This window comes from Gilliamella apicola, assembly GCF_000599985.1.
GTDB lineage: Bacteria > Pseudomonadota > Gammaproteobacteria > Enterobacterales > Orbaceae > Gilliamella > Gilliamella apicola.
On sequence record NZ_CP007445.1, the window covers coordinates 2,034,947 to 2,060,270 of the forward strand.

At 35.2% G+C, this 25,324-nt stretch carries 20 protein-coding genes, 1 pseudogene and 1 riboswitch; of the genes and pseudogenes, 19 read left to right on the plus strand and 2 right to left on the minus strand.

What is annotated here, in order from left to right:
- From GAPWK_RS09195 to GAPWK_RS09210, 4 genes are all read left to right on the plus strand, one after another.
- Positions 1 to 1,392: a glycoside hydrolase family 1 protein gene (locus tag GAPWK_RS09195; RefSeq protein WP_025315941.1), complete on the plus strand. Its 1,392-nt coding sequence runs from the start codon at positions 1 to 3 to the stop codon at positions 1,390 to 1,392.
- Between the two features lie 83 nt (positions 1,393 to 1,475).
- Positions 1,476 to 2,303, plus strand: coding sequence for a histidine phosphatase family protein (locus GAPWK_RS09200; protein ID WP_025315942.1), 828 nt, complete (start codon positions 1,476 to 1,478; stop codon positions 2,301 to 2,303).
- Between the two features lie 152 nt (positions 2,304 to 2,455).
- Positions 2,456 to 3,796, plus strand: a complete 1,341-nt coding sequence (locus GAPWK_RS09205) for an OprD family outer membrane porin (protein ID WP_025315943.1) — start codon at positions 2,456 to 2,458, stop codon at positions 3,794 to 3,796.
- A gap of 15 nt (positions 3,797 to 3,811) precedes the next feature.
- Positions 3,812 to 4,582, plus strand: coding sequence for a histidine phosphatase family protein (locus tag GAPWK_RS09210; protein WP_051516265.1), 771 nt, complete (start codon positions 3,812 to 3,814; stop codon positions 4,580 to 4,582).
- Between the two features lie 63 nt (positions 4,583 to 4,645).
- Here GAPWK_RS09210 and GAPWK_RS09215 read toward each other — a convergent pair whose 3' ends face one another.
- The gene (locus tag GAPWK_RS09215; RefSeq protein ID WP_025315945.1) at positions 4,646 to 5,932 is read right to left on the minus strand and encodes an MFS transporter; all 1,287 of its coding nucleotides are present in this window, start codon (positions 5,930 to 5,932) and stop codon (positions 4,646 to 4,648) included.
- Positions 5,933 to 6,093: 161 nt separating this feature from the next.
- Here GAPWK_RS09215 and GAPWK_RS09220 point away from each other — a divergent pair, with 161 nt between their 5' ends.
- The 4 genes and pseudogenes from GAPWK_RS09220 to GAPWK_RS15340 all read left to right on the plus strand — a co-directional run bounded on the left by GAPWK_RS09220 (position 6,094) and on the right by GAPWK_RS15340 (position 8,716).
- A complete protein-coding gene (locus GAPWK_RS09220) occupies positions 6,094 to 6,633 on the plus strand; it encodes a methylated-DNA--[protein]-cysteine S-methyltransferase (protein WP_025315946.1) in 540 nt (179 codons plus the stop codon).
- A 345-nt stretch (positions 6,634 to 6,978) separates the two neighbouring features.
- A complete protein-coding gene (locus GAPWK_RS09225; protein WP_146206957.1) occupies positions 6,979 to 8,115 on the plus strand; it encodes a hypothetical protein in 1,137 nt (378 codons plus the stop codon).
- Positions 8,108 to 8,287: pseudogene (locus GAPWK_RS15335) on the plus strand (DeoR family transcriptional regulator); the annotation flags it as partial. The gene GAPWK_RS09225 and the pseudogene GAPWK_RS15335, both read left to right, overlap by 8 nt.
- Before the next feature lie 42 nt (positions 8,288 to 8,329).
- Positions 8,330 to 8,716 carry an IS3 family transposase gene (locus GAPWK_RS15340; RefSeq protein ID WP_269147136.1) on the plus strand — a complete coding sequence of 129 codons (387 nt, stop codon included), beginning with the start codon at positions 8,330 to 8,332 and terminating at the stop codon, positions 8,714 to 8,716.
- Positions 8,717 to 8,775: 59 nt separating this feature from the next.
- On the opposite strand, the gene clpB is transcribed toward GAPWK_RS15340, so the two are convergent.
- The gene (clpB, locus tag GAPWK_RS09235; RefSeq protein ID WP_025315949.1) at positions 8,776 to 11,346 is read right to left on the minus strand and encodes an ATP-dependent chaperone ClpB; all 2,571 of its coding nucleotides are present in this window, start codon (positions 11,344 to 11,346) and stop codon (positions 8,776 to 8,778) included.
- Between the two features lie 285 nt (positions 11,347 to 11,631).
- A riboswitch (PreQ1 riboswitch) is annotated at positions 11,632 to 11,677 on the plus strand.
- A 3-nt stretch (positions 11,678 to 11,680) separates the two neighbouring features.
- Between clpB and queD the strand changes: the two genes are divergently transcribed.
- The 11 genes from queD to GAPWK_RS09290 all read left to right on the plus strand — a co-directional run bounded on the left by queD (position 11,681) and on the right by GAPWK_RS09290 (position 25,322).
- Positions 11,681 to 12,109, plus strand: a complete 429-nt coding sequence (gene queD, locus GAPWK_RS09240) for a 6-carboxytetrahydropterin synthase QueD (RefSeq protein WP_025315950.1) — start codon at positions 11,681 to 11,683, stop codon at positions 12,107 to 12,109.
- Positions 12,106 to 12,720, plus strand: a complete 615-nt coding sequence (locus tag GAPWK_RS09245) for a 7-carboxy-7-deazaguanine synthase QueE (RefSeq protein WP_025315951.1) — start codon at positions 12,106 to 12,108, stop codon at positions 12,718 to 12,720. The genes queD and GAPWK_RS09245 overlap by 4 nt, the downstream gene beginning before the upstream one ends.
- A gap of 945 nt (positions 12,721 to 13,665) precedes the next feature.
- Positions 13,666 to 16,425, plus strand: coding sequence for a type VI secretion system Vgr family protein (locus tag GAPWK_RS09250; RefSeq protein WP_158413597.1), 2,760 nt, complete (start codon positions 13,666 to 13,668; stop codon positions 16,423 to 16,425).
- Positions 16,426 to 16,436: 11 nt separating this feature from the next.
- Positions 16,437 to 17,075, plus strand: a complete 639-nt coding sequence (locus GAPWK_RS09255; RefSeq protein WP_025315953.1) for a DUF4123 domain-containing protein — start codon at positions 16,437 to 16,439, stop codon at positions 17,073 to 17,075.
- A gap of 52 nt (positions 17,076 to 17,127) precedes the next feature.
- Positions 17,128 to 17,376 carry a hypothetical protein gene (locus tag GAPWK_RS09260; RefSeq protein ID WP_038517436.1) on the plus strand — a complete coding sequence of 83 codons (249 nt, stop codon included), beginning with the start codon at positions 17,128 to 17,130 and terminating at the stop codon, positions 17,374 to 17,376.
- A 28-nt stretch (positions 17,377 to 17,404) separates the two neighbouring features.
- On the plus strand, positions 17,405 to 21,046 hold the full coding sequence (locus tag GAPWK_RS09265) for a T6SS effector BTH_I2691 family protein (RefSeq protein ID WP_025315955.1): 3,642 nt from the start codon (positions 17,405 to 17,407) through the stop codon (positions 21,044 to 21,046).
- A 14-nt stretch (positions 21,047 to 21,060) separates the two neighbouring features.
- Positions 21,061 to 21,912: a putative type VI secretion system effector gene (locus GAPWK_RS09270; RefSeq protein ID WP_025315956.1), complete on the plus strand. Its 852-nt coding sequence runs from the start codon at positions 21,061 to 21,063 to the stop codon at positions 21,910 to 21,912.
- Positions 21,913 to 21,914: 2 nt separating this feature from the next.
- The gene (locus tag GAPWK_RS09275) at positions 21,915 to 22,766 is read left to right on the plus strand and encodes a putative type VI secretion system effector (RefSeq protein ID WP_025315957.1); all 852 of its coding nucleotides are present in this window, start codon (positions 21,915 to 21,917) and stop codon (positions 22,764 to 22,766) included.
- A 2-nt stretch (positions 22,767 to 22,768) separates the two neighbouring features.
- The gene (locus GAPWK_RS09280) at positions 22,769 to 23,620 is read left to right on the plus strand and encodes a putative type VI secretion system effector (RefSeq protein WP_025315958.1); all 852 of its coding nucleotides are present in this window, start codon (positions 22,769 to 22,771) and stop codon (positions 23,618 to 23,620) included.
- A 2-nt stretch (positions 23,621 to 23,622) separates the two neighbouring features.
- Positions 23,623 to 24,471 (plus strand): putative type VI secretion system effector, encoded by an 849-nt coding sequence (locus GAPWK_RS09285; RefSeq protein ID WP_025315959.1) that lies wholly within the window; start codon positions 23,623 to 23,625, stop codon positions 24,469 to 24,471.
- 2 nt (positions 24,472 to 24,473) lie between these two features.
- The gene (locus GAPWK_RS09290; RefSeq protein WP_025315960.1) at positions 24,474 to 25,322 is read left to right on the plus strand and encodes a putative type VI secretion system effector; all 849 of its coding nucleotides are present in this window, start codon (positions 24,474 to 24,476) and stop codon (positions 25,320 to 25,322) included.
- The last annotated feature ends 2 nt before the right edge of the window (positions 25,323 to 25,324 follow it).

Genomic DNA, 25,324 nt, shown 5'->3' on the forward strand with positions numbered 1-25,324 from the left:
ATGTCTAAACTATTTCCTAGTGATTTTTTATGGGGCGGCGCAATTGCTGCCAACCAAGTTGAAGGGGCTTACCGAGAAGACGGTAAAGGCTTATCTACATCGGACTGTACGCCAAATGGCTTATTTGGCGACATTGTAGACCGTAATAAAAACGATATTACTAGTATTAAAGATCGAGCAATCGATTTTTATCATCGCTATCCTGAGGACATCTCTTTATTTGCCGAAATGGGCTTTACCTGCCTACGCACATCCATTGCATGGACACGTATTTTCCCTAACGGTGATGAATTAGAGCCAAATGAAGCAGGTCTTGCTTTTTATGACAAATTATTTGATGAAATGCTCAAACATAACATCACGCCATTAGTCACATTATCTCATTATGAGATGCCCTATTATTTAGTCACTCAATATGGTGGTTGGGGTGATCGCAAAGTAATTGAATTCTTCACCCGTTATGCTAAAACAGTCTTTGAACGCTATAAAAATAAAATTAAACATTGGTTAACATTCAATGAAATTAATATGTCTCTACATGAGCCATTTACGGGTGTTGGTCTTGATAGAAACAGTACCAAAGCACAAATTTATCAAGCAATTCATCATCAACTTGTTGCTAGTAGCCAAGCTGTTAAGTTATGTCACCAAATTATTCCTGATGCCAAAATTGGCAATATGCTACTAGGTGCACTAGCCTATCCACTCACGCCAAAACCTGAAGATGTCTGGGCAACCTTACAAGAAAACCATGGCTGGCTATTCTTTGGTGATGTACAAGCACGCGGTTATTATCCAACTTATATGACTCGTTATTTTAAAGAAAATAATATTGAGTTAGAAATTACGGATCAAGATCGTGAAGATTTAAAAGAAACCATCGATTTTATCTCATTTAGTTACTATATGAGCTGCTGTGGTACCGCTGATGATTCTTTACGCCAAAAAGGTAATATCTTAGATATGGTACCAAATCCATATCTAAAAGCATCGGAATGGGGTTGGCAAATCGATCCTATCGGCATCCGTTATCTACTTAATATGCTCTATGAACGTTTCCAAAAACCGTTATTTATTGTTGAAAATGGCCTTGGTGCTAAAGACAAATTAGAGGCAGATGGCACCATCAATGATGATTACCGTATTAATTATATGAATGATCACCTAGTACAAGTACGCGAAGCAATCAACGACGGTGTTGAAGTAATGGGTTATACCAGTTGGGGACCAATTGACTTAATCAGTGCTTCAAAAGCGGAAGTAACTAAACGTTATGGATTTATCTATGTCGATTTAAATCAAGATGGAACCGGTACTTTAACACGTTATAAAAAGAAAAGTTTTTATTGGTATAAATCAGTGATTTCATCCCAAGGGGCGACCTTAAAATAATGATAATGCAGGTAAGGAATTATTTATCCTTACCTGCTAATTGATTTAAGAGACCAATAATTTAATGCCATACGAGCCTAATTATGAAAAATAAAACAATAAAAATAGCATTAACCACAGGACTACTAGTTCTAACAGCTTTTACAACTGGGTGCAGCAACCAATCAACTAAAGCGTCTGTGAATAACGAAAACACTAATAGTGAAGAAATTACCATCTATTTTGCTCGACACGGTAAAACTCTATTTAATACCTATGATTTAGTACAAGGTTGGGCTGATTCGCCATTAACCGATAAAGGTATTGAATTTGCGCGTTATTTAGGGGAAGGATTCAAAGATAAGCAAATCCAATTTGATGCCTACTACACCAGTGATGCTGGTCGTCAACGTGAAACGATGCAAGTACTATTACAACAAAAAGGCGTCCAAGATTACCAAATTCAAGAACTAAAAGGGCTACGTGAAGTCTTTTATGGTGGGTTTGAAGGTGGCACCAATGCAAAAATGGTCTCTGCTTCAATGAAGTCACTTGGTTATAAATCAGTTGATAACTTCTATAAAAGCTATGTAGAAGGTCAAATTCCAGTGGCTGCACTTACGGATGCTATTGCGAAAAGTGATCCTAAACACGAAGCAGAAAACTTTGAACAAGTTAAAGAGCGTACACAAAATGCACTCAATACCATTATAAAAACAGCGCAAGAAAAACACCAAAAAAATATTCTAGCGATTTCATCAGGCATGTCAATGCAAGCCATGATTTCAGATCTCACCGATGATCCAATTAAAAACAAACCATTATCCAATGCAACTGTCGTTAAAATCGTTTATCAAAATGGTAAATACAGTGTAGTTGAAATTGGCAATATGGATTATGTGAATTTAGGTAAATTGTCATTGAATAAATAAGAAATAAGGATGGAGGAAACAATCACAAACAAAATAATAAAAGTGGAAATATGGAACCGATACTGCTTGTGCAGACGAAGCCTAAATGTTTAGTAAAAGCCCATAAATACCAAACATTTTTTAAATTAGGATAAACAGTTAGGAAAACAACAATGAAAATAAAATATCTAACATTGGCGTTATTGAGCATAAACAGTTATGCCGTATTTGCTAGTGAATCATCCCATCATTATGAGCCCAAAGCCCTATCCGATGAATCATTTTTTAAAGATAGCAAATTTGATTTTTTAACCCGTAACCACTGGAAATATTTAAAAGAAAACGCATCCCAACCTAAAGAGGTCCATAGTGCATGGGGGCAAGCATTTACGTTGGATTATAAATCTGGTTATTTGTTCGATACACTTGGTTTTGACTTCACCTACGACAATGTAATAAAACTTGGTGCGAGTGACTACTTTGCTACTCGTAATTTACTCTATAACGTTGGTAAACAGCCGAATAAACATAATGCCCACGGCTTTAATAAATTCACCCAACGCTATGCTAAAATCAAATTAGGCAATGAACAAGTGAATTTTAATGGTAAAGCTGGTTGGCATAGTTTAAAAGATATGGGTGTCATGAGTTCATCACAGCATTTAACTCGTTATAGTTATTTAGGTTACAGTGGTGTACTTAAATATTCTAATTTAGCATTATCATTAGCCTATATTGACAGCGCCTTTCCTCGTGAATCATCCCAAAAAGTGCATTTTTATAGTTTAGACAGAAAGCACGTTATTGATAACATCAAAACAGCTGGCATTGCCTATAAAGACAAAATCATCACTCTTGATTACTCATATGGTGAAGCAAAAGATTATATTAAACGTCATGCGATTGAATTGTCTTACAAACCAATGGATAAACTTATCTTAGGTTCACAAATTTACGGCAGTACAGCCCTTAAAAATCATGACAAAATGAAAGAAAACGTTCGCGATTTTGATGATTCAGCTTGGCATTATGGAGCTGATATTGAATGGAAAGAATCGAAATGGAGCGCTAAATTCGGTATTGCTTATACCGATGCTAATCGTAAAGGTGCTATTGGTTATTATGGACGCCATATAGGTAAAAACAATCGTGGACGTTATAACGGTATGGCGGCTACTGGTGCCGACTATATGCGTGATGGGGAACTAGTATTATCAAGCATATTAAGTTATGATTTCTTTAAAGATAACACCACAGGTCTATACCTAAACTATGGTGAATTTAACTATAAACATGAAACCCTAAAAAATGGAGAAATCAATGTGTTCAACCTCTGGAAACCTTCCAGTGGAACATTTAAAAATCTATCGATTCTGGCAAAATTTGGTTATGGTTGGTCTTATAAAACTTTGAGCAGTAAAGATATTACTCCAAAATTAAGAGATGGTCGTGCTCAACGTTCACCAACATTATCTGCAGAAACCGTTATTGATTATCGATTTAATTTGTTATAACAAAAGGACGAAACTATGAAAATTAAAAAATTTATTAAGCTTGTCAGCTTATCCGTAATTCTTTCCGCTTCAATTGCTCAAACGTTTGCTGCGGATGTGAATTTATATGTAACTCGCCATGGTAAAACCATGTTCAATAACGTTCACCGCGCACAAGGTTGGTCAGATACTCCATTAACCAAACCAGGAATCGAAGTTGCCGAACAACTAGGACGTGGTCTAAAAGATGTGAACTTTATTGCCGCTTACTCAAGCGATTTAGGTCGTGCACGCCAAACAGCTCGCATTGTTTTAGATTCAAAAGGTCAATCATTACCAGTTAATGAAATGGAAGCGCTTCGCGAAACATGCTTTGGTGAATATGAAGGTGACCTTGATCCAAATATGTGGGGACCTGCGGGTAAACATTTAGGTTATCCAAGCCATAAAGAATTAATGGAAGATTTTGGAAAAGGCAAAATCAGATTAAACAAAATTATGGATGCAATTGCTGCTGTTGAAAAATCAGGTGAAGCAGAAGACTACAAAAAAGTAAAAACCCGTATGCAAACTGCGTTAAAAGTAATTGCTGAATCAGCCAAAGCTAATGGTGGTGGTGATGTACTAGTGGTATCACATGGTATGGCTATCACAGCCATGGTTGAAGAATGGCTTGATACTCCAGTCAAAGGCGGATTAGGTAACGCAAGTGTTACTAAAATTCGTTATACTGACGACGGTAAATTTATTGTCGAAAGTTTAGGTGATATGAGCTATGTCGAAAAAGGTAAAGCGCTTGATAAATAAGTTTAACAAGTAGTAAATACCATAACAAAGACTCACCAAAGTGAGTCTTTTTATTTTTAATCACTATTGAGTAAAGTCACTGTTTAAAGTCTCTTTTATGAGTAATGTTGCACAAATACTGATGATTGAAGCAACGGCAACATAATACCCCACCCAAGATAAATCACCATTTGCTACCAAATAATTGGCTATAATAGGTGCAATAGACGCCCCTAAAATACCGCCAATACTGTAAGCGGCCGAAGACCCCGTATAACGTACATTTGTTGGAAAGATTTCGGGCAAAAAAGCGCCCATAGGGGCAAACACCACGCCCATTAAAAACAGATCAAGAGATAAATAGATCAAGACCAATAGTTCTGAACCACTTGTCATAAACTGCGTCATAACGGTGCCTGATAATGCGACGAATAACAAGCCAATAACAAGCACAGGTTTACGCCCATATTTATCACTTAAGCGAGCAGAAATTGGAGTCGCTATCGCCATAAAGACAATGGCAACACATAAAAAACCTAAAAAATGACCTTTAGCAATACCTAGATGTTTAGTGCCATATTGCAATAAAAATGCAGTAGTTATATAAAATAAAGTATAACAACCTACCATTGAAAATGAACCTAACGCCAAAGCTTTCCAATGATGAACAAAGATGTTAAACGCAGGGACTTTGACTTGCTGTTTGCTGCGCAATGCGTTGGCAAAAATGGGACTTTCAACCAATTTTAAACGCACATATAAACCAATAATCACCAATACTGCACTTAATAAAAACGGAATTCGCCATCCCCATTGTAAAAATTGTTCATTGGAGAGTGATAAAGTGACCAACAAAAACACACCATTAGATAATAAAAAACCAATCGATGGTCCTAACTGAGGAAACATGCCAAACAATGCTCGCTTATTTTGTGGAGCATTTTCAGTTGCCAGCAATGCTGCCCCTCCCCACTCACCACCCAGCCCTAATCCTTGTGCAAGTCTTAAAATACACAGCAAAAACGGCGCCCAAAAACCAATAGCACTATAACTCGGTAATAATCCAATCCCAGCCGTTGCCACACCCATTAATATAAGGGAAAACACCAAGGTTGACTTACGCCCTATCTTGTCACCAAAGTGCCCAAATATAATAGCGCCAATTGGACGGGCAACAAAGGCTATACCAAAAGTGGCAAAAGATTGTAACGCCTGAGCAGATGGCGAACTGTCAGGGAAAAATACCGGTCCAATAACTAAGGCAGCGGCTGTTGCATAAATATAAAAGTCATAAAACTCAATCGCTGTGCCGATAAAACTGGCTAAAGCAACACGAGACATCGAGTTAGCAGGTTTAGTGTTTGCATCCATAATCCATCCTTTCAACATTATTGTTATTCTAAAAGTCGTTAAAGACATTATAGTCAGAGTTAATACTTTTTACATATTCAATAAAAAAAGTAATAACCATATGCATAATATAAGAAGTCGCTATAATAGAATTTGTGCATCTTTACCCAATAAGGATATCTATGTTTTATTTAGACACCTATTGTTCGCCAATGGGACTAATCACACTAGCTTGTCAGCAAAATAAATTGGTTGGAGTGTGGATCGAAGGTCAAAAATATTTTGGACAAATCGTACATGATCAAAAACAGTATCAGCCTAATTTACCCATATTTAATATGACTAAACGGTGGCTTGATGACTACTTTAATGGTAAAAAACCGACTATTGAAACACTACCCTTAGCGCCACAGGGTACTCCTTTTCGACATTTAGTTTGGGATATTTTATGCCAAATTCCTTATGGTCAAGTGATTACCTATGGCGACATCGCAAAACAGATCATGCAAAAAACCAATACCGCAAGCATGTCTAGCCAAGCTGTTGGTGGAGCAGTAGGTCATAATCCAATATCAATCATCATTCCGTGTCATCGGGTAATTGGGGCTAAAGGTAATTTGACTGGGTATGCAGGCGGAATTGATAAAAAAATTGCCTTACTTAAATTGGAAAATATAGATACTTCTCAATTTTTTATTCCAACAAGAGGAACCGCACTTTAACTAATTAAAAAGATTAGTCTGAACTATTTTACTAACATAAGATAATCAATCAGATTAACTAAAATTGCTGCAAACATGCATTATTGCTGATTAAATATTTAAAGATATAAATAAATTATTAGATATTTACAATTGCTTAAGATTCGACTTAAGTTGGTATTGTCAACAATTAACATCCATCAATAAATGATATAAAACATAGTAATCAGTAGAATAAAAGAGATGATTATAGCTTAGGCTATCACCATCAGCATTTAACGTTTGAATTTAACTGTACAAAACCACTTAAGACATTATACTGTGACATAGTTAAAAAATAGAATAATCAATAAATAAACCAATAAAATGAGAAATTTGCTAATTAGCTTATTATTAATAATATCTTTCCCTGCATTAAGTTCTATTTATGCTTATAAAGGTTACATTGCCGACAACCCAATTATGTTATATTTAGAATCCTCATTAAATGAGATTAATAAAAATCAGGTTAATAAAGGTTTTTGGGTCTATCAAAATGATCCTGAACAACAACTTAATGTTTTATCTGCTGAATGTGAATTTATTCGCTCATGTACTGAGGACGATCATCCTACCAGTTTAGTTTTGTATGATAATCAAGATATCTATCTTGATAATATTTTGCATAAAATAAAAGTTAAAAATTCAAGTCACTATTTTAAATTTATTAACATACACATTGAACAAGCTGACGACCAAAAATTTTTGCCTGAAACATTAAATGGTTATTGGTTCGATGGAAAAAATAATCAACAATACTCCGTAGTATTGCAAAAACAATTTGTAATCAATGACCAACCCAATACTGAATTTAATCAGATTGAGTTATTACAATTAGAATCTCTAGACAAGCTCTATTTTACGGCCGTTTTGTCGAAGCAGAAAAACGATAAAATTAAGTTAGTTGGTATTAATGTTTACAATAAAAAAAATCATAAACTACTGCAACTTATACAAAATTTAAATTACAGTTACAACAAATTTAACAGTATTATCATGCAAGATATTAACTTTGACGGTGAACCTGATTTAGCCATTAAAAAGTATCATTTTAATGCCAGATTGGGCGATAACTATGACTATTATCTCAATGACAACGGTAAGTTTAAAGCGACAAACTTGTGGGGAAGTAACATCTATTTCAACAATAAAGACAAATCAGCAACTGGCACAAAAAGATGTTATGATAATGACGAAAATGAGCAAAAAATTATGATCCAAATTAATAGTGTTTATCACTATAGGAATAAACACTATATTCATAAAAAAAATCAATGCCAGACACATTATTTTAGTACTAACGTAATCCGTCAATGTACCGAAAATGAATACAATGCCTGCTTATTAAAACGAAATAATATCATTTTTGAAAATCCACACTATATAGGCGAAGACAATATATATCACAAGAATATGGCTTGGGATAGAGGTAAATTAGTTGATGGAGTTATATATGATGATTAATTACGATGCATTTCCTGAACAACGACAATCTTATATTCAACAGTGGTTAAACGAAAATGGTCGAGTCGTAAGCGCTGATTTGATTAAATTACTTGGTGTTTCAGAGCATACCATTCGTCGAGATTTACAAAAACTTGCGCGAGATGGGATCTGCAAAACAGTATATGGTGGTGCAGTCAGTCATTTAAAACAATCAGCAAGCTTTGAAACAAGAATGACACAAAGTGTTGCCGAAAAGTCATCCGTCGCCAAGCGTTGTGCTGAGTTAATCAAAGCGAACACGTGTATCTTTATTGATGCAGGCTCCACTTATTTAGCCATGGCAGAATATATCCCTAATGACCTAGAATTAACTATTGTTACCAATTCACCGCAAATAGCATCATTACTTAGTAGTCGCACCAATGGCGAATTGATATTACTTGGCGGTAAAATAAACCCGCAAACTGGCAGTACTATGGGATCTGAGACTGTAAATCAAATACATAATATGGTTTTTGATCAAACCTATATAGAATACTACAACACCAAACGGATTAAAGCCAAATTAAAAAGCCTGACTCCGGTTGAATATCGAAATCAGGCCTTACAAGCCGCTTAATAAAAGTGTCCAACTTTATGGGGTCACTTCATAGTCGACTTTTTCAAGTGTTAAGGATGTTATTGCTTAGCTACAATTTCATCACCTTGTAAATCTAGATGAATAGTTTTACCTGGAACTAACTTACCAGATAATATTTGTTGCGCTAATGGATTTTCAATCTCTTGTTGTATTGCACGTTTTAACGGTCTTGCACCATAAATTGGATCGAAGCCAACTTTAGCAAGTTGTTCTAACGCAGCATCAGAAATATCCAATTGGTAACCACGTTCATCTAAGCGTTTTTCAACATGCGCTAATTGGATTTTCGCAATCGCTTTGATATTTTCTTGACCAAGAGGATGGAATACCACCGTTTCATCAATACGATTAATGAATTCTGGTCTAAAGTGTTTAGTTACAACTGTCATTACTAATGCTTTCATTTCATCATAGCTTAACTCAACTTGACCTTGAATCAAATCAGAGCCTAAGTTAGATGTCATGATAATAACGGTATTACGAAAATCAACCGTACGCCCTTGTCCATCGGTTAAGCGCCCATCATCTAATACTTGTAATAAGATATTAAAGACATCTGGATGTGCTTTTTCGACTTCATCCAACAAAATGACTGAATAAGGACGACGTCTTACTGCTTCAGTCAAATAACCGCCCTCTTCATATCCTACATATCCTGGAGGCGCACCAATTAAACGTGCTACAGAGTGTTTTTCCATAAACTCGGACATATCGATTCTGACCATTGCATCTTCGCTATCAAACATAAAGTTAGCCAAAGCTTTACAAAGTTCAGTTTTACCAACACCCGTTGGACCCAAGAACAAGAAAGAGCCAATTGGTTTATTTGGATCAGACAATCCTGCTCGACTACGACGAATTGCATTGGCTACCGCAACAACGGCTTCGTCTTGACCAATCACACGTTTATGTAACGCATCTTCCATATGTAATAATTTATCTTTTTCACTTTCCAGCATTCTTGAAACAGGAATACCGGTTGCTTTAGATAATACTTCGGCAATTTCGTTATCGGTGACTTTATTACGCAATAACTTCATAGTCTTGCCTTCAAGCTGTGTTGCTGATGCTAGTTTTTTCTCAAGTTCTGGTATTTTGCCATATTGCAGCTCTGACATTTTATTAAGATCACCAGCACGGCGAGCTTGTTCTATTTCAGTACGTGCTTTTTCCAACTCAGCTTTGATTGTCTGAGTACCAGAAACAGCAGCCTTCTCTGACTTCCACTCTTCTTCAAGTGACGCATACTCTTTTTCTTTCTCAGCAAGTTCATCGTTTAGCATCTCTAGTCGTTTTTTACTCGCATCATCAGACTCTTTTTTAAGCGCTTGTTGCTCAAGTTTAAGCTGAATAATACGGCGTTCAAGTCGATCTAATGATTCAGGTTTTGAATCCATTTGCATACGAATACTCGATGCAGCTTCATCAATTAAGTCAATGGCTTTATCAGGAAGCATACGATCGGAAATATAACGATGCGATAACGTTGCTGCCGCCACAATTGCCGGATCGGTAATTTGTACATGGTGATGTAATTCATAACGTTCTTTTAAACCACGCAAGATAGCAATGGTGTCTTCAACAGTTGGTTCAGCCACATACACTTTTTGGAATCGACGCTCTAAAGCGGGATCTTTTTCAATATATTGACGGTATTCATCTAACGTTGTTGCGCCAACACAATGTAATTCACCGCGGGCCAATGCAGGTTTTAACATATTACCTGCATCCATTGCACCATCGCTTTTACCTGCACCGACCATGGTATGGATTTCATCAATAAATAAAATAATGCGCCCTTCTTCTTTGGCTAAATCTTTTAAAACGGCTTTTAAGCGTTCTTCAAATTCACCTCGATATTTAGCGCCAGCAATTAAAGCACCCATATCTAAAGACAATACGCGCTTATTACGTAATCCTTCTGGTACTTCACGGTTTACAATACGTTGTGCAAGTCCTTCAACAATTGCGGTTTTACCCACACCAGGCTCACCGATTAACACTGGATTATTTTTAGTACGACGTTGTAATACTTGAATTGTACGACGAATTTCTTCATCACGCCCAATCACTGGATCGAGCTTACCTTGTTCAGCACGCTCGGTTAAATCAATGGTATATTTTTTCAACGCACCACGTTGATCTTCGGCATTGGCATCGTTCACGTTATCACTTCCTCTTACTTGACTTACGGCCTGATTTAATCTGTCTTTTGTGATCCCTGATTTTTTAAGAATATCACTAAGACTACCCTTTTCGTCTAAAGCCGCTAAGATAAAGAGTTCAGACGAGATATAACTATCGCCATTTTTTTGTGCTAATTTGTCACAAAGATTTAAAACGCGGACAAATTCTTGTGATGGAATAACTTCACCACCCACGCCTTGAACTTGTGGCAATCGATCAATAGCTTGATTTAATTCTTGCTGTAACATTGCTACATTAGCACCAGCCGCTGCCAGTAAAGGCTTGACACTGCTACCTTCTTGGTTAAGCATAGCGGATAAAACATGGACTGGTTCTATGTATTGATTATCTTTACCTAATGCTAATGATTGCGCATCAGCTAAAGCTTGTTGGAATTTATTAGTGAGTTTATCTAACCTCATATTAACTATCTCCTGAGCAATAGATTTGGCTTAAATGCTTTAAGCAGATAAACCATTTGCATGGTTACTAAATGAGTGTGGAAAGATAAATTTCAAGAGTTTTTTATGAAAATTTTTTACAAAAAATCGACAATAAAATTAATTTATATTCTGTTGTTGAAATAAGCAAAATATAAACGTTCAATTTTACACCATTAGTGTAATAAATATTGCTCGGAATAACAATTGTAAGATGACAATTAAGCATTAATCCATTATATTAGCCGCTCTATTTTGTTAGGTGGTCTAACCGTGGTTCGTAATCCATCCCACGAAAAAAAACTAGGAATTATACATGTTCAAAATTGCTAAAGAATTTCAATTCGATGCTTGTCATATGTTAGACGGGCACAACAAAAAATGTCACAACCTGCACGGTCATACTTATCGCTTATTAGTTGAAATTGAAGGAGAACTGATAGATAACGGTTCTAGCGCTGATATGGTGATGGATTATGCTGATTTAAAAGCTATAGTGAAACAACATATTGTTGATCCTCTTGATCATGCTTATCTATACAATCAAAATAATCCTAATGAGTGCCGTATTGCTTCATTATTAAAAGAGATGAATCGCAAAATCTTCGCCTTTCCTTGTCGCACTACTGCCGAAGGTATGAGTAAATTTATTTTTGATTGCCTGTCACAATATTTACCCATCTCAATGATCAAACTCTGGGAAACACCAACGTCTTACTGCGAGTATCATCGGAGCGAAAAATGACAGAATTTCGCATTGTTGAAATCTTCGAATCATTACAGGGCGAAGGTTACAATACAGGCATGCCTGCTATTTTTATCCGCTTTGCTGGTTGTAATTTAAATTGCGTTTGGTGCGATACTAACTTTCGCCAATACACCCGTTTTACATTAGAACAGTTATTGACAAAAGTTAAACAATATACGAGCAAAAACATCATTATTACCGGTGGCGAACCGACTATGGTTAAAGCGCTACCAGAATTACTTTTACCACTAAAACAGGCTGGTTACTATATTGCTATTGAAAGTAATGGGCTAGGTAAAGTCGATCCTCTAATTGACTATATCGCCCTTAGCCCTAAATTTTGCTATCAAGCACGATATCAAAAAATCGCACAGCCGACTGCAAGCGAAGTGCGAATTGTTGCCGAAAATCATGCGGACTTTCTTCCTTTTTGCCAATATATTGAACAAAATATTCAAGCAAAACGTTATTATCTTTCCCCTTGCGAAAAAAATGGTGAATTTAATATGTTTGAAACAATTGAATTACTTGGCAAGATTAACCAAAACCGCAACGACAACAAGTGGCTACTCAGTATTCAAACGCACAAGTTTGCAAATATAGAGTAATCTTTTTTAATTAACTGCCAAATATAAAAAAATCAATTCAATCTATAAATTATGCTCTAAATTTTAATTAGTTAGCGTTACTATTGTCCAATATTCTTTGAGTGATGTTTATGTTTAATCGTGTTTTAGTAGGATTATTTTTTTATTCACATTGGTTCATTGCGCGTATGCCAATACGGCAGTTGAGTTTTACTATGTAAATTAGGAAATGGTTGGTGATAATACCTTGACTTGTCGTATGGCAGGTTTTGGTAGAGAGTTAGATGAGGGTGATAGTCATATATAAATTCTACTCGAGCGCAAAGCTGGTGCCAATCAACCTATTATTAGCATTAAATTTAGATATTAATAAAAAATGAAATGATATACACTCCTGAATATTTTTTACAAAATAAATTATAACTTATTAATATAATTAATTTTTTTGACTTAAGTTAATTATATTATTTAATCACCCTAAAATTCTATTCACTATCTTATCGATAGTTTAAAAAATAATTTTTATCGTTGTACAGTCAGTCATTTTGTCAAAAAGTTTGAGGTTATGGCTATGTTTCAGTCAAAAGAATTTTTTAGATATAACTTTTAATAAAAATTCTGTGCAAAACATTCAATATAAAACCTAATAAAGCAAAATTTTGTTAATCCTTTTTTGATAATTCTTAAGTAATATATTTTAATTATATTTTGTTAATTAATTAATGATATCAGTAAGTTATCTATCTAATTTAAGTTAAAGAAAATTTCAAAAAAAGGTTGCAAAATATGCAGATTAAGGTATTTTTATACTCTTTTTTAGGTTGTTTTTTAACGTGAATTCATTAAATCGTTTTTCTTATAATAATAAATTCTAAAATAATCAAATCATTAGTAAAAAATAACACTAAATAATTATTAATAACAATAAACACAGTTCAATAAAGCAAAGTTGTATTTGCTATGTACATGAAATATATCGAGGATAACATGGATAAAGGATTAACCAATCTGATTAGTCAATTGGGGAATGGTTTAAGTCGTGGTTTAAAGAATGGTTTGGTTAATGGCGCGGGTCACAATCGCTATACATTAAATATGGATGGGTTGCCTGCTGAGATTTCAATCTTACAGGTTGAAGGTAATGAACAACTTAACCAGCCTTGGCATTACACTATTACTTTTACCAGCTCGAATAAACATCTTCTTGTTGAGTCATTTCTTAATCAAAATGCCCGTTTGAGTTTTAACCCGGCAAATTCTAACAATTTAAGTGATATTGCAAATAAAGGACTTGATGCGCTCAATTCTTTAACCTCTGCCAATCCTTTACAAGCATTAAAACAGTCCGAGCCATTAAAACAGTTAGATAAGTTTACACAATCCAATCCACTTGATTCACTTAACTCTTTAACGCAACTCAATCCACTTAATTCCTTAAACTCATTATTATCTCAAGGTGGCTCTCGCGCCCTTTATGGTGTGGTTACTCAGTTCAGTCAATTATCAGTAAGTAATGACGAAGCCCGTTATCAGGTGGTTTTGTCATCGCAATTAGCCAAACTGTCATTAAGTCATAACTGTGCTATTTTTCAAAATCAAAGCGTTATCAGTGTGGTTGAAGAGGTCTTGCGCGGTCATGGTTATACAGGGATTGATTATCGTTTAGCACTTAAAGAGCAATACCCAGAGCGTGAATTTATCACCCAGTGGCAAGAGAGTGACCTTGAGTTTATTCAAAGACTGCTTGCTGATGTAGGTGTCTATTTCCGATTTGAAACCCATGGTGAACACAATTGTGATGTAATGGTCATCAGTGATTATGAACAAGGTTACCAGCAGGTGGCTGATATTGTCTACAAACAACCAAGTGGCACACTGGATAACGGCGTTGAAAGTGTCTGGGATATGACCTTGCACAGTCAAATGGTGGAAGCTTCGGTACAAGTACAAGATTATAACTACCGAGATGCGCAGGCGAATTTACTGGGTGAGGTTAACAGCCAACAGAAAGATAACACCACTTATGGTACTGATTACCGTTATGATGAGCACTATAAAGGGTTAAATAGTAATAGTAACAGCAATAATGGAATTGATAGTGACACCAACAATAATAATGATGACGATGATGATGAAAACAGTGGTGATATCGATACCGGCGACAGTAACGGCAATAATAACGATAATAGTCGCGATAACAACAATGATATTAGCACTAACTCTGGTAATACGGGTAATGGTGTTGAAAGTGGTGAATGGTATGCCCGCATTCGTCATGAGCGAGCGATTAGCCGTCAAATTGTTATCCGCGGTAAAAGTAATCAGGCCAATTTAGCCCCAGGTCAACATATTCGCATCAAAGGCAGTGCGATTGCCGGAATCGATGAAGGGATAATGATATTAACGGTGCAGGGTCAGGGAAACCGCAGTGATGCTTATGAACTGAGTTTTACCGCTATTCCTTACCAGCCATTAAAACCTTACCGCCCAGAGCCTATCCCTTTTCCAACCATTGATGGCACCTTACCGGCACGGGTAACCAGTCCGGATAATGACACCTATGGTTATATTGATACACAAGGGCGCTATCGGGTTAAATTTAACTTTGACTTAAAAGAGTGGCGAAACGGTGAAGAGAGTTTATGGCTAAGACTGGCTAAACCGTATGCCGGCAGTACCTATGGTTTTCACTTTCCACTGATTGACGGCACAGAAGTTGCGGTAGCGTTTACTAACGGTAATCCGGACCGACCTTATATCGCGCATGCGATGCATGACAGTCAACACCCTGACCATGTGACCACCATAAACAAACATAGAAATGTGATTCGCACACCGGCGAATAATAAGTTACGGATGGATGATAAACGCGGACAAGAGCACATCAAGTTAGCGACTGAATATGGTAAAACCCAGCTTAACATTGGGCATTTAGTTGACCAAAACAAAACCCAGCGAGGTGAAGGGTTTGAACTGCGCACCGATGAGTGGGGTGCAATTGCTGCCAATAAAGGCTTATACCTAACCAGTCAGACCGAGCCTAAGGCACAGGGTAAACAACTTGATATGCAAGCTGCCATTACCCAGCTTGAAAATGCACTATCAATTGCCAAAGCACTGCAAAATGCAGCAACCGCCTCTGAAGCTCATGGTGCAGATACCGACAGTCAAGAACAACTTAAAACAACATTAACCCAGTTAGCCCAAAGTGGCATTCTTGCTTATGCACAAGAGGGCATTGCTTTAACCAGTCCTGAAAATATCCAACTGTCAACGTCAAACAGTGTTTCAGTCACCAGTGAAAACCAAACTGACATCAATGCATTAAAAAACATTACCGTCTCATCCGGTGAATCCATCGGTCTATTTGCCCATAAATCGGGAATGAAGGTATTTGCTAACCAAGGGGATGTTGAGGTGCAGGCACAAAATGCCAACCTAAATATGGCCGCTAAGCAAGATATTAAAATAGACAGTGTAGATGGTGAACTAAGAGTAAGCGCAAGTGAAGAACTAACGTTAATGTGTGGTGGTTCATACATCAAACTTAGCAGTACAGGGATTGAACTGGGCACGGCTGATAATGTTTATATAAAAAGTAATGCATTGCAGAAAATGGGGCCAGCAAAACAGGAATTTACTTTAGATTTACCGGGTGAAGTAAATTGTCAACGGATAACAAAAAGCGGTGCGCAAAATCAAGACGCCCTAATAAAACTAAGTTAAGATGGATAATAATGCTACTTACAAAACCTAAAATCGAATTGTCGGGTGATATAGAAAAAATTGATGAGATAGCCGAACAGTTATGTGAATTTGCTAAACCTTATCAATCACGTTGTATTGTTATTTTAGACCCTTTCATATCAGCATTGGAAGACGACATAATTGGATCTCTTTATAAGGAGTTTAAAATTACTCAAGTAAAAATTAAACATCCTTCCGTGTTAGCGTGGCAAAGACCATTACTTTTAACTTTAAATTTAAAGAATAATTATGAACGAGATGTTTTGCGTTATACCATTAATCAAGCATTGACAGAGTTAAACCCAGAAAATTTATATAAAAATAGCACAAGACATTATAGTGGTTGGATATTTACGCATACGAAAGTTGAAAAAATATCCGAAGATTTTTCATGTCTGTCATTGCAAAATATGTATCAAAGTAAGCAATTATTACGGTTTTATGATCCAGCAGTTTTACCTCAATTATTAACCATATTAAATCCCAAATTACAAATAAAACTATTAGGGCATATTGAAATATGGACGCTACTAGATGGTAATGGTGATCTGTTTTATCGACATAATCATGAACCAGGTATGGTATATACAGGACAATTGGGTATAACAACAATTAGAACAAGAACTTAATTGCATTGGCATTAATAACCAATTCTTAAAAAAATATCGAAAAAATCACCCATTGGAAAAAATAAATGAATGTGAATCGTTAAATAAAATAAAACCATGTTTATTACGCCTAATGTCTCGTGGTTTTACTGATAAAGCATTATTAGTCGAGTGGGCAAAACTTGCATATAAGTGGGGAGAAGATTTTGACTTACACCCTTATGTACAAAATAAAATCCAGAACATGAAAACACGTTTTGATTTTACTGATCTATTAAACGAAATGATTAACTCTGATTGGCAAATAAAATTGAATCAGTAACTAAATAATGAAATAAAGGAATTTTATTATGACAGATAAACAATGTGGATGCCAGACACAAGGAATTGCGATCTTACCTGTAAGATATACTGTAATACCAAATTATCTTAATGTTGATACTCCACTTTGGGCAAATTTAGATGCAGTAACTAAAGTAAGATTAGCAATTGATTATAAGTATCACGTCAGATCCTTACGTAGTGGTTTTTTGTATATATATCTTCCCAATGAAATTGGTGATGAAAAATGGCAAATTTATACTATTGATGATAATGGTAATTTATTTAAACAGCACTCCATTAATACGGCTAAGACAGCAAAAGAAATTGAAAATGAAGGTGGATTTAGATGTCCTAATCTAGCTAATAATCCCACACATAATAAGTTTATAACTATACCAAATCCTGAAGAACAAAAAAAAATATACATTGCATTTAGTGAATTTATATGGACAGATGAGTTAATTGAAATCTGTGAGAATAATCCTGAACAACGTATGCAAAGTATTGATACTAAAGATTGGAAAGGTAATCAAGAAAAAATTTCAATTAGTGCTACTAATGCAACTCAAAAAAATATAGAGCAAATTTTAGATTTTAATCCTACTTTTGAGCAAACAAAATTACCGTATGATGATAATGAAAAAGTCAACGTTAAAAATTCTATAAAAGAATATAGTGATAAAACAAAACTTCAAAAGCATATTTACAATGATAATCTCAGTTATGATAAAAAAGGAATTAATCAAAAAACGGGGGTTGGTGGATTTGTTGCTTATGGTTTTGATAACGCTGTATTAAATAAGAATACCACTTGTATACCTTGGACGAAACAGCAAGGACAGGCAAAATCAGTTGCATATACAATGAAAAGGTATTGTCAAGGATATTCACCTGTCTTAATTGCCATTGATGACCCTGTAGGAATTGCATATGAGTTAAATGGCTATTTTACTGAAATATATGCTAAAGATTCTCAGTACAGACAAGAGCGAGAATTAGAATTTGATTCTCTTTCTTCATATGAATTTGCTACTCAAATTCTAATTCAGCAAGATATTAAGCGTGATTTAGAAAACCATTATAGCCAAAATCCTTATTTTGAATGGATTATGCAGAATAAACAATTACCTGATTCTAGTTCAATGCCAGTTTTTTCTATATATAATCAGCTTTCAATTCTAATAAATCATGAACTTTATGGAAAAACATATGCGTTTAGGCAACGTATTCAAATGTTGATTGGTAAAGAGTTTGATACTTTGTTACCGCCTATTGGTTATGGAAAAAGTTATTATCAATTAGATAAAAATTATTTTTTATACGGAAAGAATAAGAACCGCTTTGATCGAGAAGGAAGAACCGCAAATGCGATTTATCCTCAATATATTGATTTAACACCAGAGCAAAAAGTACTTGTTACTAACAAAGCACAATCTAGTATTGAACAATACGCTGATATGCTTCTTAATGATTTCGATGTTCACAAACAAGATTATATTAATGAAAGTAAAAGCTATATAGATAGTATCTATCAAAAATATTCAAAATGTTTGAATCCTGAAAATTTCAATAAACAATATAAATCTTTGCAAGATAAAATATCTGAAATAGCGACAGAAAGAGCAATACAAAACATAGAATGGATTCTACAAAGTAGCTTTTACCAGCATATGAAAGATTTAGATGGGAATATCTGGTATGAAGTTGTTGCAACTAATGATCAAACTAAAGATGAGCTTGATAATCAAGCTGAAATTGATTTAGCAAAATCTGATAATGACATCACTGATGAAGAAGCACAGAAAATTTCTGCCAAAGTCAATCCCTATGGGGTAATTTATAGAGAAGTGGTTGATAGATGTACCGCAGGATTGGAGCTAACCAAAATTGGTAAAAAACAAATTAAATTGTGGTTTAATCCTTCCAATGCTAAGAAAGATACTAGTGAAAGTATTATGTTACGAGGATTAGCGAACAATAATGATATGATCCTAAAAGATATACAAACCATACTTGAAAAAATTGAAAATACAAAAGAAGACGTTAAGGTTGACGAAGTCTATGGCACAACAAAACTTGGCAAATTAGCTGCATATTATAAAAAAATACAGGGATTTACCAATGCTATTAAAAAATATGAAGACGAATTAAAAAAAGCTAAAGAAGCTATTTCTAAAAATAAAAGTATTTTAAAAGATGCTAAAAAATTAGGGATCAAAATACCAAATAATGATCGCTTGCTTAAAATTATGACCAGCAATCCAATGCTAAAAATGAATAATCTCGCATTGCGTTTTGCAAATGAAATGTTTCATCCCTTAAATATTGCAACGCGTAGAATTAACGCTTCACTGTGTTTTATGTTCCATGGATCACTCTTTGGAATCCCAAAGTATGGAACTAAAATCTACTGTAAATCAGTTGAAAAAATGAATGATATTATACTTAATACAGCATTACAAATGGGTGAACCTGGCAACTCGGTCAGACAATTAACTAGTGAAGAAAAAGACAACATACTCAATTACAAAAAACAATATAAACAAGCTCGTGCAGAACATAATCGACTTAATGAACTTAAATTTAATGAAAAATATGCCGATACTCTAACAAAATTAAAAAAATCAAATTTAGAAGACATTGAAACTGTTAATATTAAAGAACCAAATGCAAGTAAAGGATTTAAAGACGTACGTTTAGCCTTGTTTATTGCCATTTTTGAAGTATATAACTGGGGCGTTCTTTTTAATAAACGTCAAGAATTAAAAAATGATGATTTCTGGAATGGCGAAATGATCGGTTCAACTTTAGCCTTGAGCGCAATAGCAAGCGAGCTTCTTTTTCAATTTACCAAAGTGTCTATGGGATCTGAAACAGTTATAGCTGGTCGAATGAAAGTTTTATCTGGATTTTTAGGGGCAACAACTGGATTGTTTGTTGGTGTTACGAGATTTTCAAAAGGTGTAGAAGAATGGTCACAAGAAAATTATGGCATAGCATTACTAAATTTTATGAATGGTGGATTGTATTTTGTTAATGCCAGATTAACACTCATTGCTGCTGTGACTTATCACGTCCCTTGGATGGAACGAATATTGCTGAAAAGGGCTATTCGCAAACAGTTCGTTAAAGAAGTCGTTAATCGTGTTCTTTCAGTTTATGCTGTCCAATATTTAGCTAAGCGTGTAGCATTACTTGGAACAACCTTATGGATAGGTATCATTATTATGTTACTTGATGTATTGATTGAGTATTTAACAGATAATGATCTTGAAAAGTATCTGAAATATAGTGCATTAGGAACGGAAAACCAAGACTCAAAGAGCTATGCAACTATTGAAGCTCAACAAACTGCATTTAAAAAAGTATTAAAAGACACGTTTGGTATTACTGAGTCAATGTTACAAAGTAATAATCAAAATAACAATCAAAATAATAATCAAAATAATAATCAGCAAAAAGAACAACCAAACAACAAAAAATTTACCGAAGAAGATGCACTGTTACTCATCAAGAACGATTTTAAAAGGCAAAAAGCCTACCGAGAAGGGTTATTAACCGATATTGCTAAGCAAAAAGCATTAGCTGAACTGTTTAAACAGCAATATAAATATAACAATGTGAATGGTTATTCAATTGGGGATATTTTTTCTGGAAAAATGAACTAAAACGGGATTTAATTATGAGTGAGTATTTTCAAATTATCAAAGGTAAAATATCTGACCTAAAAGTGATTGATACAAGTTTAGCCGTCTTTGGAAGTGGAGCTTTAAATGGTCTACCCGCTATCAGTCAAGCATTAATGGGCGATAATCTTGCCGCGGCTAGCCAAGTAGCAACATCAAACCACTATGAAGATGAAAGTGATTTTCTTAATAGTGTTCAGTACTTTACTTGTAAAATAGGTAACCTAGAAGTTCGAGGCTTTTTTTGTCGAGCATTTTTTCGTAATGGTGATCAGGTAGAAGCTGTGGTTGAACCATGTGACGAAGATGGTTATTTAGCGTATGCGCTACGTCGTCCAATTGATCATCGACTTTGGCTTTACCCTTGGGCGATGAAAGGTTCAAAGGCTAATAGTCGAGCGGCATTAAAAAGTGCAGGAATTTTTATATTACCCGTTTATCTTTGTATTTTAGTTACAATAACTATACTAGCTAAACAATTGAGTGCTTTTATCGCTGCGTTTACTGTTTCAACGGCATTATGTACCTTTTGCTTTTTAATTAGTTTTTTTTGGAATAAAAAATTACTCGGAGGTGGCTCAAAAGAGGCCGATAAAATATTTGCTACACTAGGCTATCCCGATCCGGAAACGGTAGATATGGAAAAGGAAATATTAGAAGTTTTTATAAATAATAAATCCACATCCGATCCAGATTTTTATTTTGACACGACAACCGAAGAATTTCTGCGAGAAGACCCGGATGGCGTTAAATGGGTCACCTTTTACCGCGAAGCGCCACCAATACCAGATTATATTACGGTGATTGATACCGAACTGGATGATAATCTTGAAGATAACGGGATTTAATTATGAGTGAGTATTTTCAAATTATCAAAGGTAAAATATCTGATCTAAAAGTGATTGATACAAGTTTAGCCGTCTTTGGAACTGGAGCTTTAAATGGTCTACCCGCTATCAGTCAAGCATTAATGGGCGATAATCTTGCCGCTGCCAGTCAAGTAGCAACATCAAACCGCTATGAAGATGAAAGTGATTTTCTTAATAGTGTTCAGTACTTTACTTGTAAAATAGGAAACCTAGAAGTTCGAGGCATTTTTTGTCGAGCATTTTTTCGGAATGGTGATCAGGTAGAAGTTGTAGTTGAACCATGTGAAAAAGACGGTTATTTCGCGTATGCGTTACGTCGTCCAATTGATCATCGACTTTGGCTTTACCCTAGGGCAATGAAAGGTTCAAAGGCTAATAGTCGGGCTGCATTAAAAAGTGTGGGACTTTTTATATTATCCATTTATCTTTGTAATTTAATTTTTATTATTGCTCTAACTAGAGATTTAGGTGCTTTTATCGCTGCGTTTTTTATTACAACTACAGTATATATTTTATTATTTTTAATCATTTATTTTTGCTATAAAAAATTACTCGGAGGTGGCTCAAAAGAGGCCGATAAAATATTTGCTACACTAGGCTATCCCGACCCGAAAACGGTAGACATGGAAAAGGAATTTTTTGAAGTTTTTATAAATAATAAATCCACATCCGATCCAGATTTTTATTTTGACACGACAACCGAAGAATATCTACGAAAAGACCCGGATGGCGTTAAATGGGTCAGCTTTTACCGTGAAGCGCCACCAATACCAGACTATATTACGGTGATTGATACCGAACTGGATGATAATCTTGATGATAACGGGATTTAATTATGAGTGAGTATTTTCAAATTATCAAAGGTAAAATATCTGACCTAAAAGTGATTGATACAAGTTTAGCCGTCTTTGGAAGTGGTGCTTTAAATGGTCTACCCGCTATCAGTCACGCAGTAATGGGCGATAATCTTGCCGCTGCCAGTCAAGTCGCAACATCAAATCGCTATGAAGATGAAAGTGATTTTCTTAATAGTGTTCAGTACTTTACTTGTAAAATAGGTAACCTAGAAGTTCGAGGCATTTTTTGTCGAGCATTTTTTCGGAATGGTGATCAGGTAGAAGTTGTGGTTGAACCATGTGACGAAGACGGTTATTTCGCGTATGCGTTACGTCGTCCAATTGATCATCGACTTTGGCTTTACCCTTGGGCAATGAAAGGTTCAAAGGCTAATAATAAAGATGCATTAAAAAATGTGGGACTTTTTATATTATCAATTTACCTTTGTAATTTAGTTTTAATTATTGTTGCATCTAATAATTTAGATGATTTTGTTTTTGGAGTCTCGATTATAACACCATTATATATCTTATTGTTTTTAATTGGTTATTTTTGGTATAAAAAATTACTCGGAGGAGGCTCAAAAGAGGCCGATAAAATATTTGCTACACTAGGCTATCCCGACCCGAAAACGGTAGACATGGAAAAGGAAATATTAGAAGTTTTTATAAATAATAAATCCACATCCGATCCGGATTTCTATTTTGACACGACAACCGAAGAATATCTACGAAAAGACCCGGATGGCGTTAAATGGGTCACCTTTTACCGTGAAGCACCACCTATACCAGACTATATTAAGGTGATTGATACCGAACTGGATGATAATATTGAAGATAACAGGATTTAATTGTGAGTGAGTATTTTCAAATTATCAAAGGTAAAATATCTGACCTAAAAGTAATTGATACAAGTTTAGCCGTCTTTGGTAATGGAGCTTTAAATGGTCTACCCGCTATCAGTCACGCGTTAATGGGCGATAATCTTGCCGCTGCCAGCCAAGTAGCAACATCAAACAGCTATGAAGAAGAAAGTGATTTTCTTAATAGTGTTCAGTACTTTACTTGTAAAATAGGTAACCTAGAAGTTCAAGGCATTTTTTGTCGAGCGTTTTTTCGTAATGGTGATCAGGTAGAAGTTGTGGTTGAACCATGTGAAGAAGATGGTTATTTAGCGTATGCGCTACGTCGCCCGATCGATCATCGACTTTGGCTTTACCCTAGGGCAATGAAAGGTTCAAAGGCTAATAGTCGGGCTGCATTAAAAAGTGTGGGACTTTTTATATTATCCATTTATCTTTGTAATTTAATTTTTATTATTGCTCTAACTAGAGATTTAGGTGCTTTTATCGCTGCGTTTTTTATTACAACTACAGTATATATTTTATTATTTTTAATCATTTATTTTTGCTATAAAAAATTACTCGGAGGTGGCTCAAAAGAGGCCGATAAAATATTTGCCACACTTGGGTATCCCGACCCGAAAACGGTAGACATGGAAAAGGAGTTTTTAGAAGTTTTTATGAATAAACCCGAATCCGATCCGGATTTCTATGTTGATACGACAACCGAAGAATATCGACAAGAAGTTCCGGATGGTGTTAAATGGGTCACCTTTTACTGTGAAGCGCCACCAATACCAGACTATATTACGGTGATTGATACCGAACTGGATGATAATCTTGAAGATAACAGGATTTAATTGTGAGTGAGTATTTTCAAATTATCAAAGGTAAAATATCAGACCTAAAAGTGATTGATACAAGTTTAGCCGTTTTTGGAAGTGGAACTTTAAATGGTCTACCCGCTATCAGTCAAGCATTAATGGGCGATAATCTTGCCGCTGCCAGTCAAGTAGCAACATCAAACCGCTATGAAGATGAAAGTGATTTTCTTAATAGTGTTCAGTACTTTACTTGTAAAATAGGTAACCTAGAAGTTCGAGGCATTTTTTGTCGAGCGTTTTTTCGGAATGGTGATCAGGTAGAAGTTGTGGTTGAACCATGTGAAGAAGATGGTTATTTAGCATATGCGCTACGTCGTCCGATTGATCATCGACTTTGGCTTTACCCTTGGGCAATGAAAGGTTCAAAGGCTAATAGTAAATATGCATTAAAAAGTGCGAGAATTTTTATATTACCCATTTATCTTTGTAATTTAATTTTAATTATTGCTCTAACTAGAGATTTAGGTGCTTTTATCGCTACGTTTTGTATTGCAACTACAATATGTACTTTATTATTTTTAATCATTTATTGTTGCTATAAAAAATTACTCGGAGGTGGCTCAAAAGAGGCCGATAAAATATTTGCTACACTTGGGTATCCCGACCCGGAAACGGTCGACATGGAAAAGGAATTTTTTGAAGTTTTTATGAATAAATCCGAATCCGATCCGGATTTCTATGTTGATACGACAACCGAAGAATATCGACAAGAAGTTCCGGATGGTGTTAAATGGGTCACCTTTTACTGTGAAGCGCCACCAATACCAGATTATATTACGGTGATTGATACCGAACTGGATGATAATCTTGATGATAACGGGATTTAATT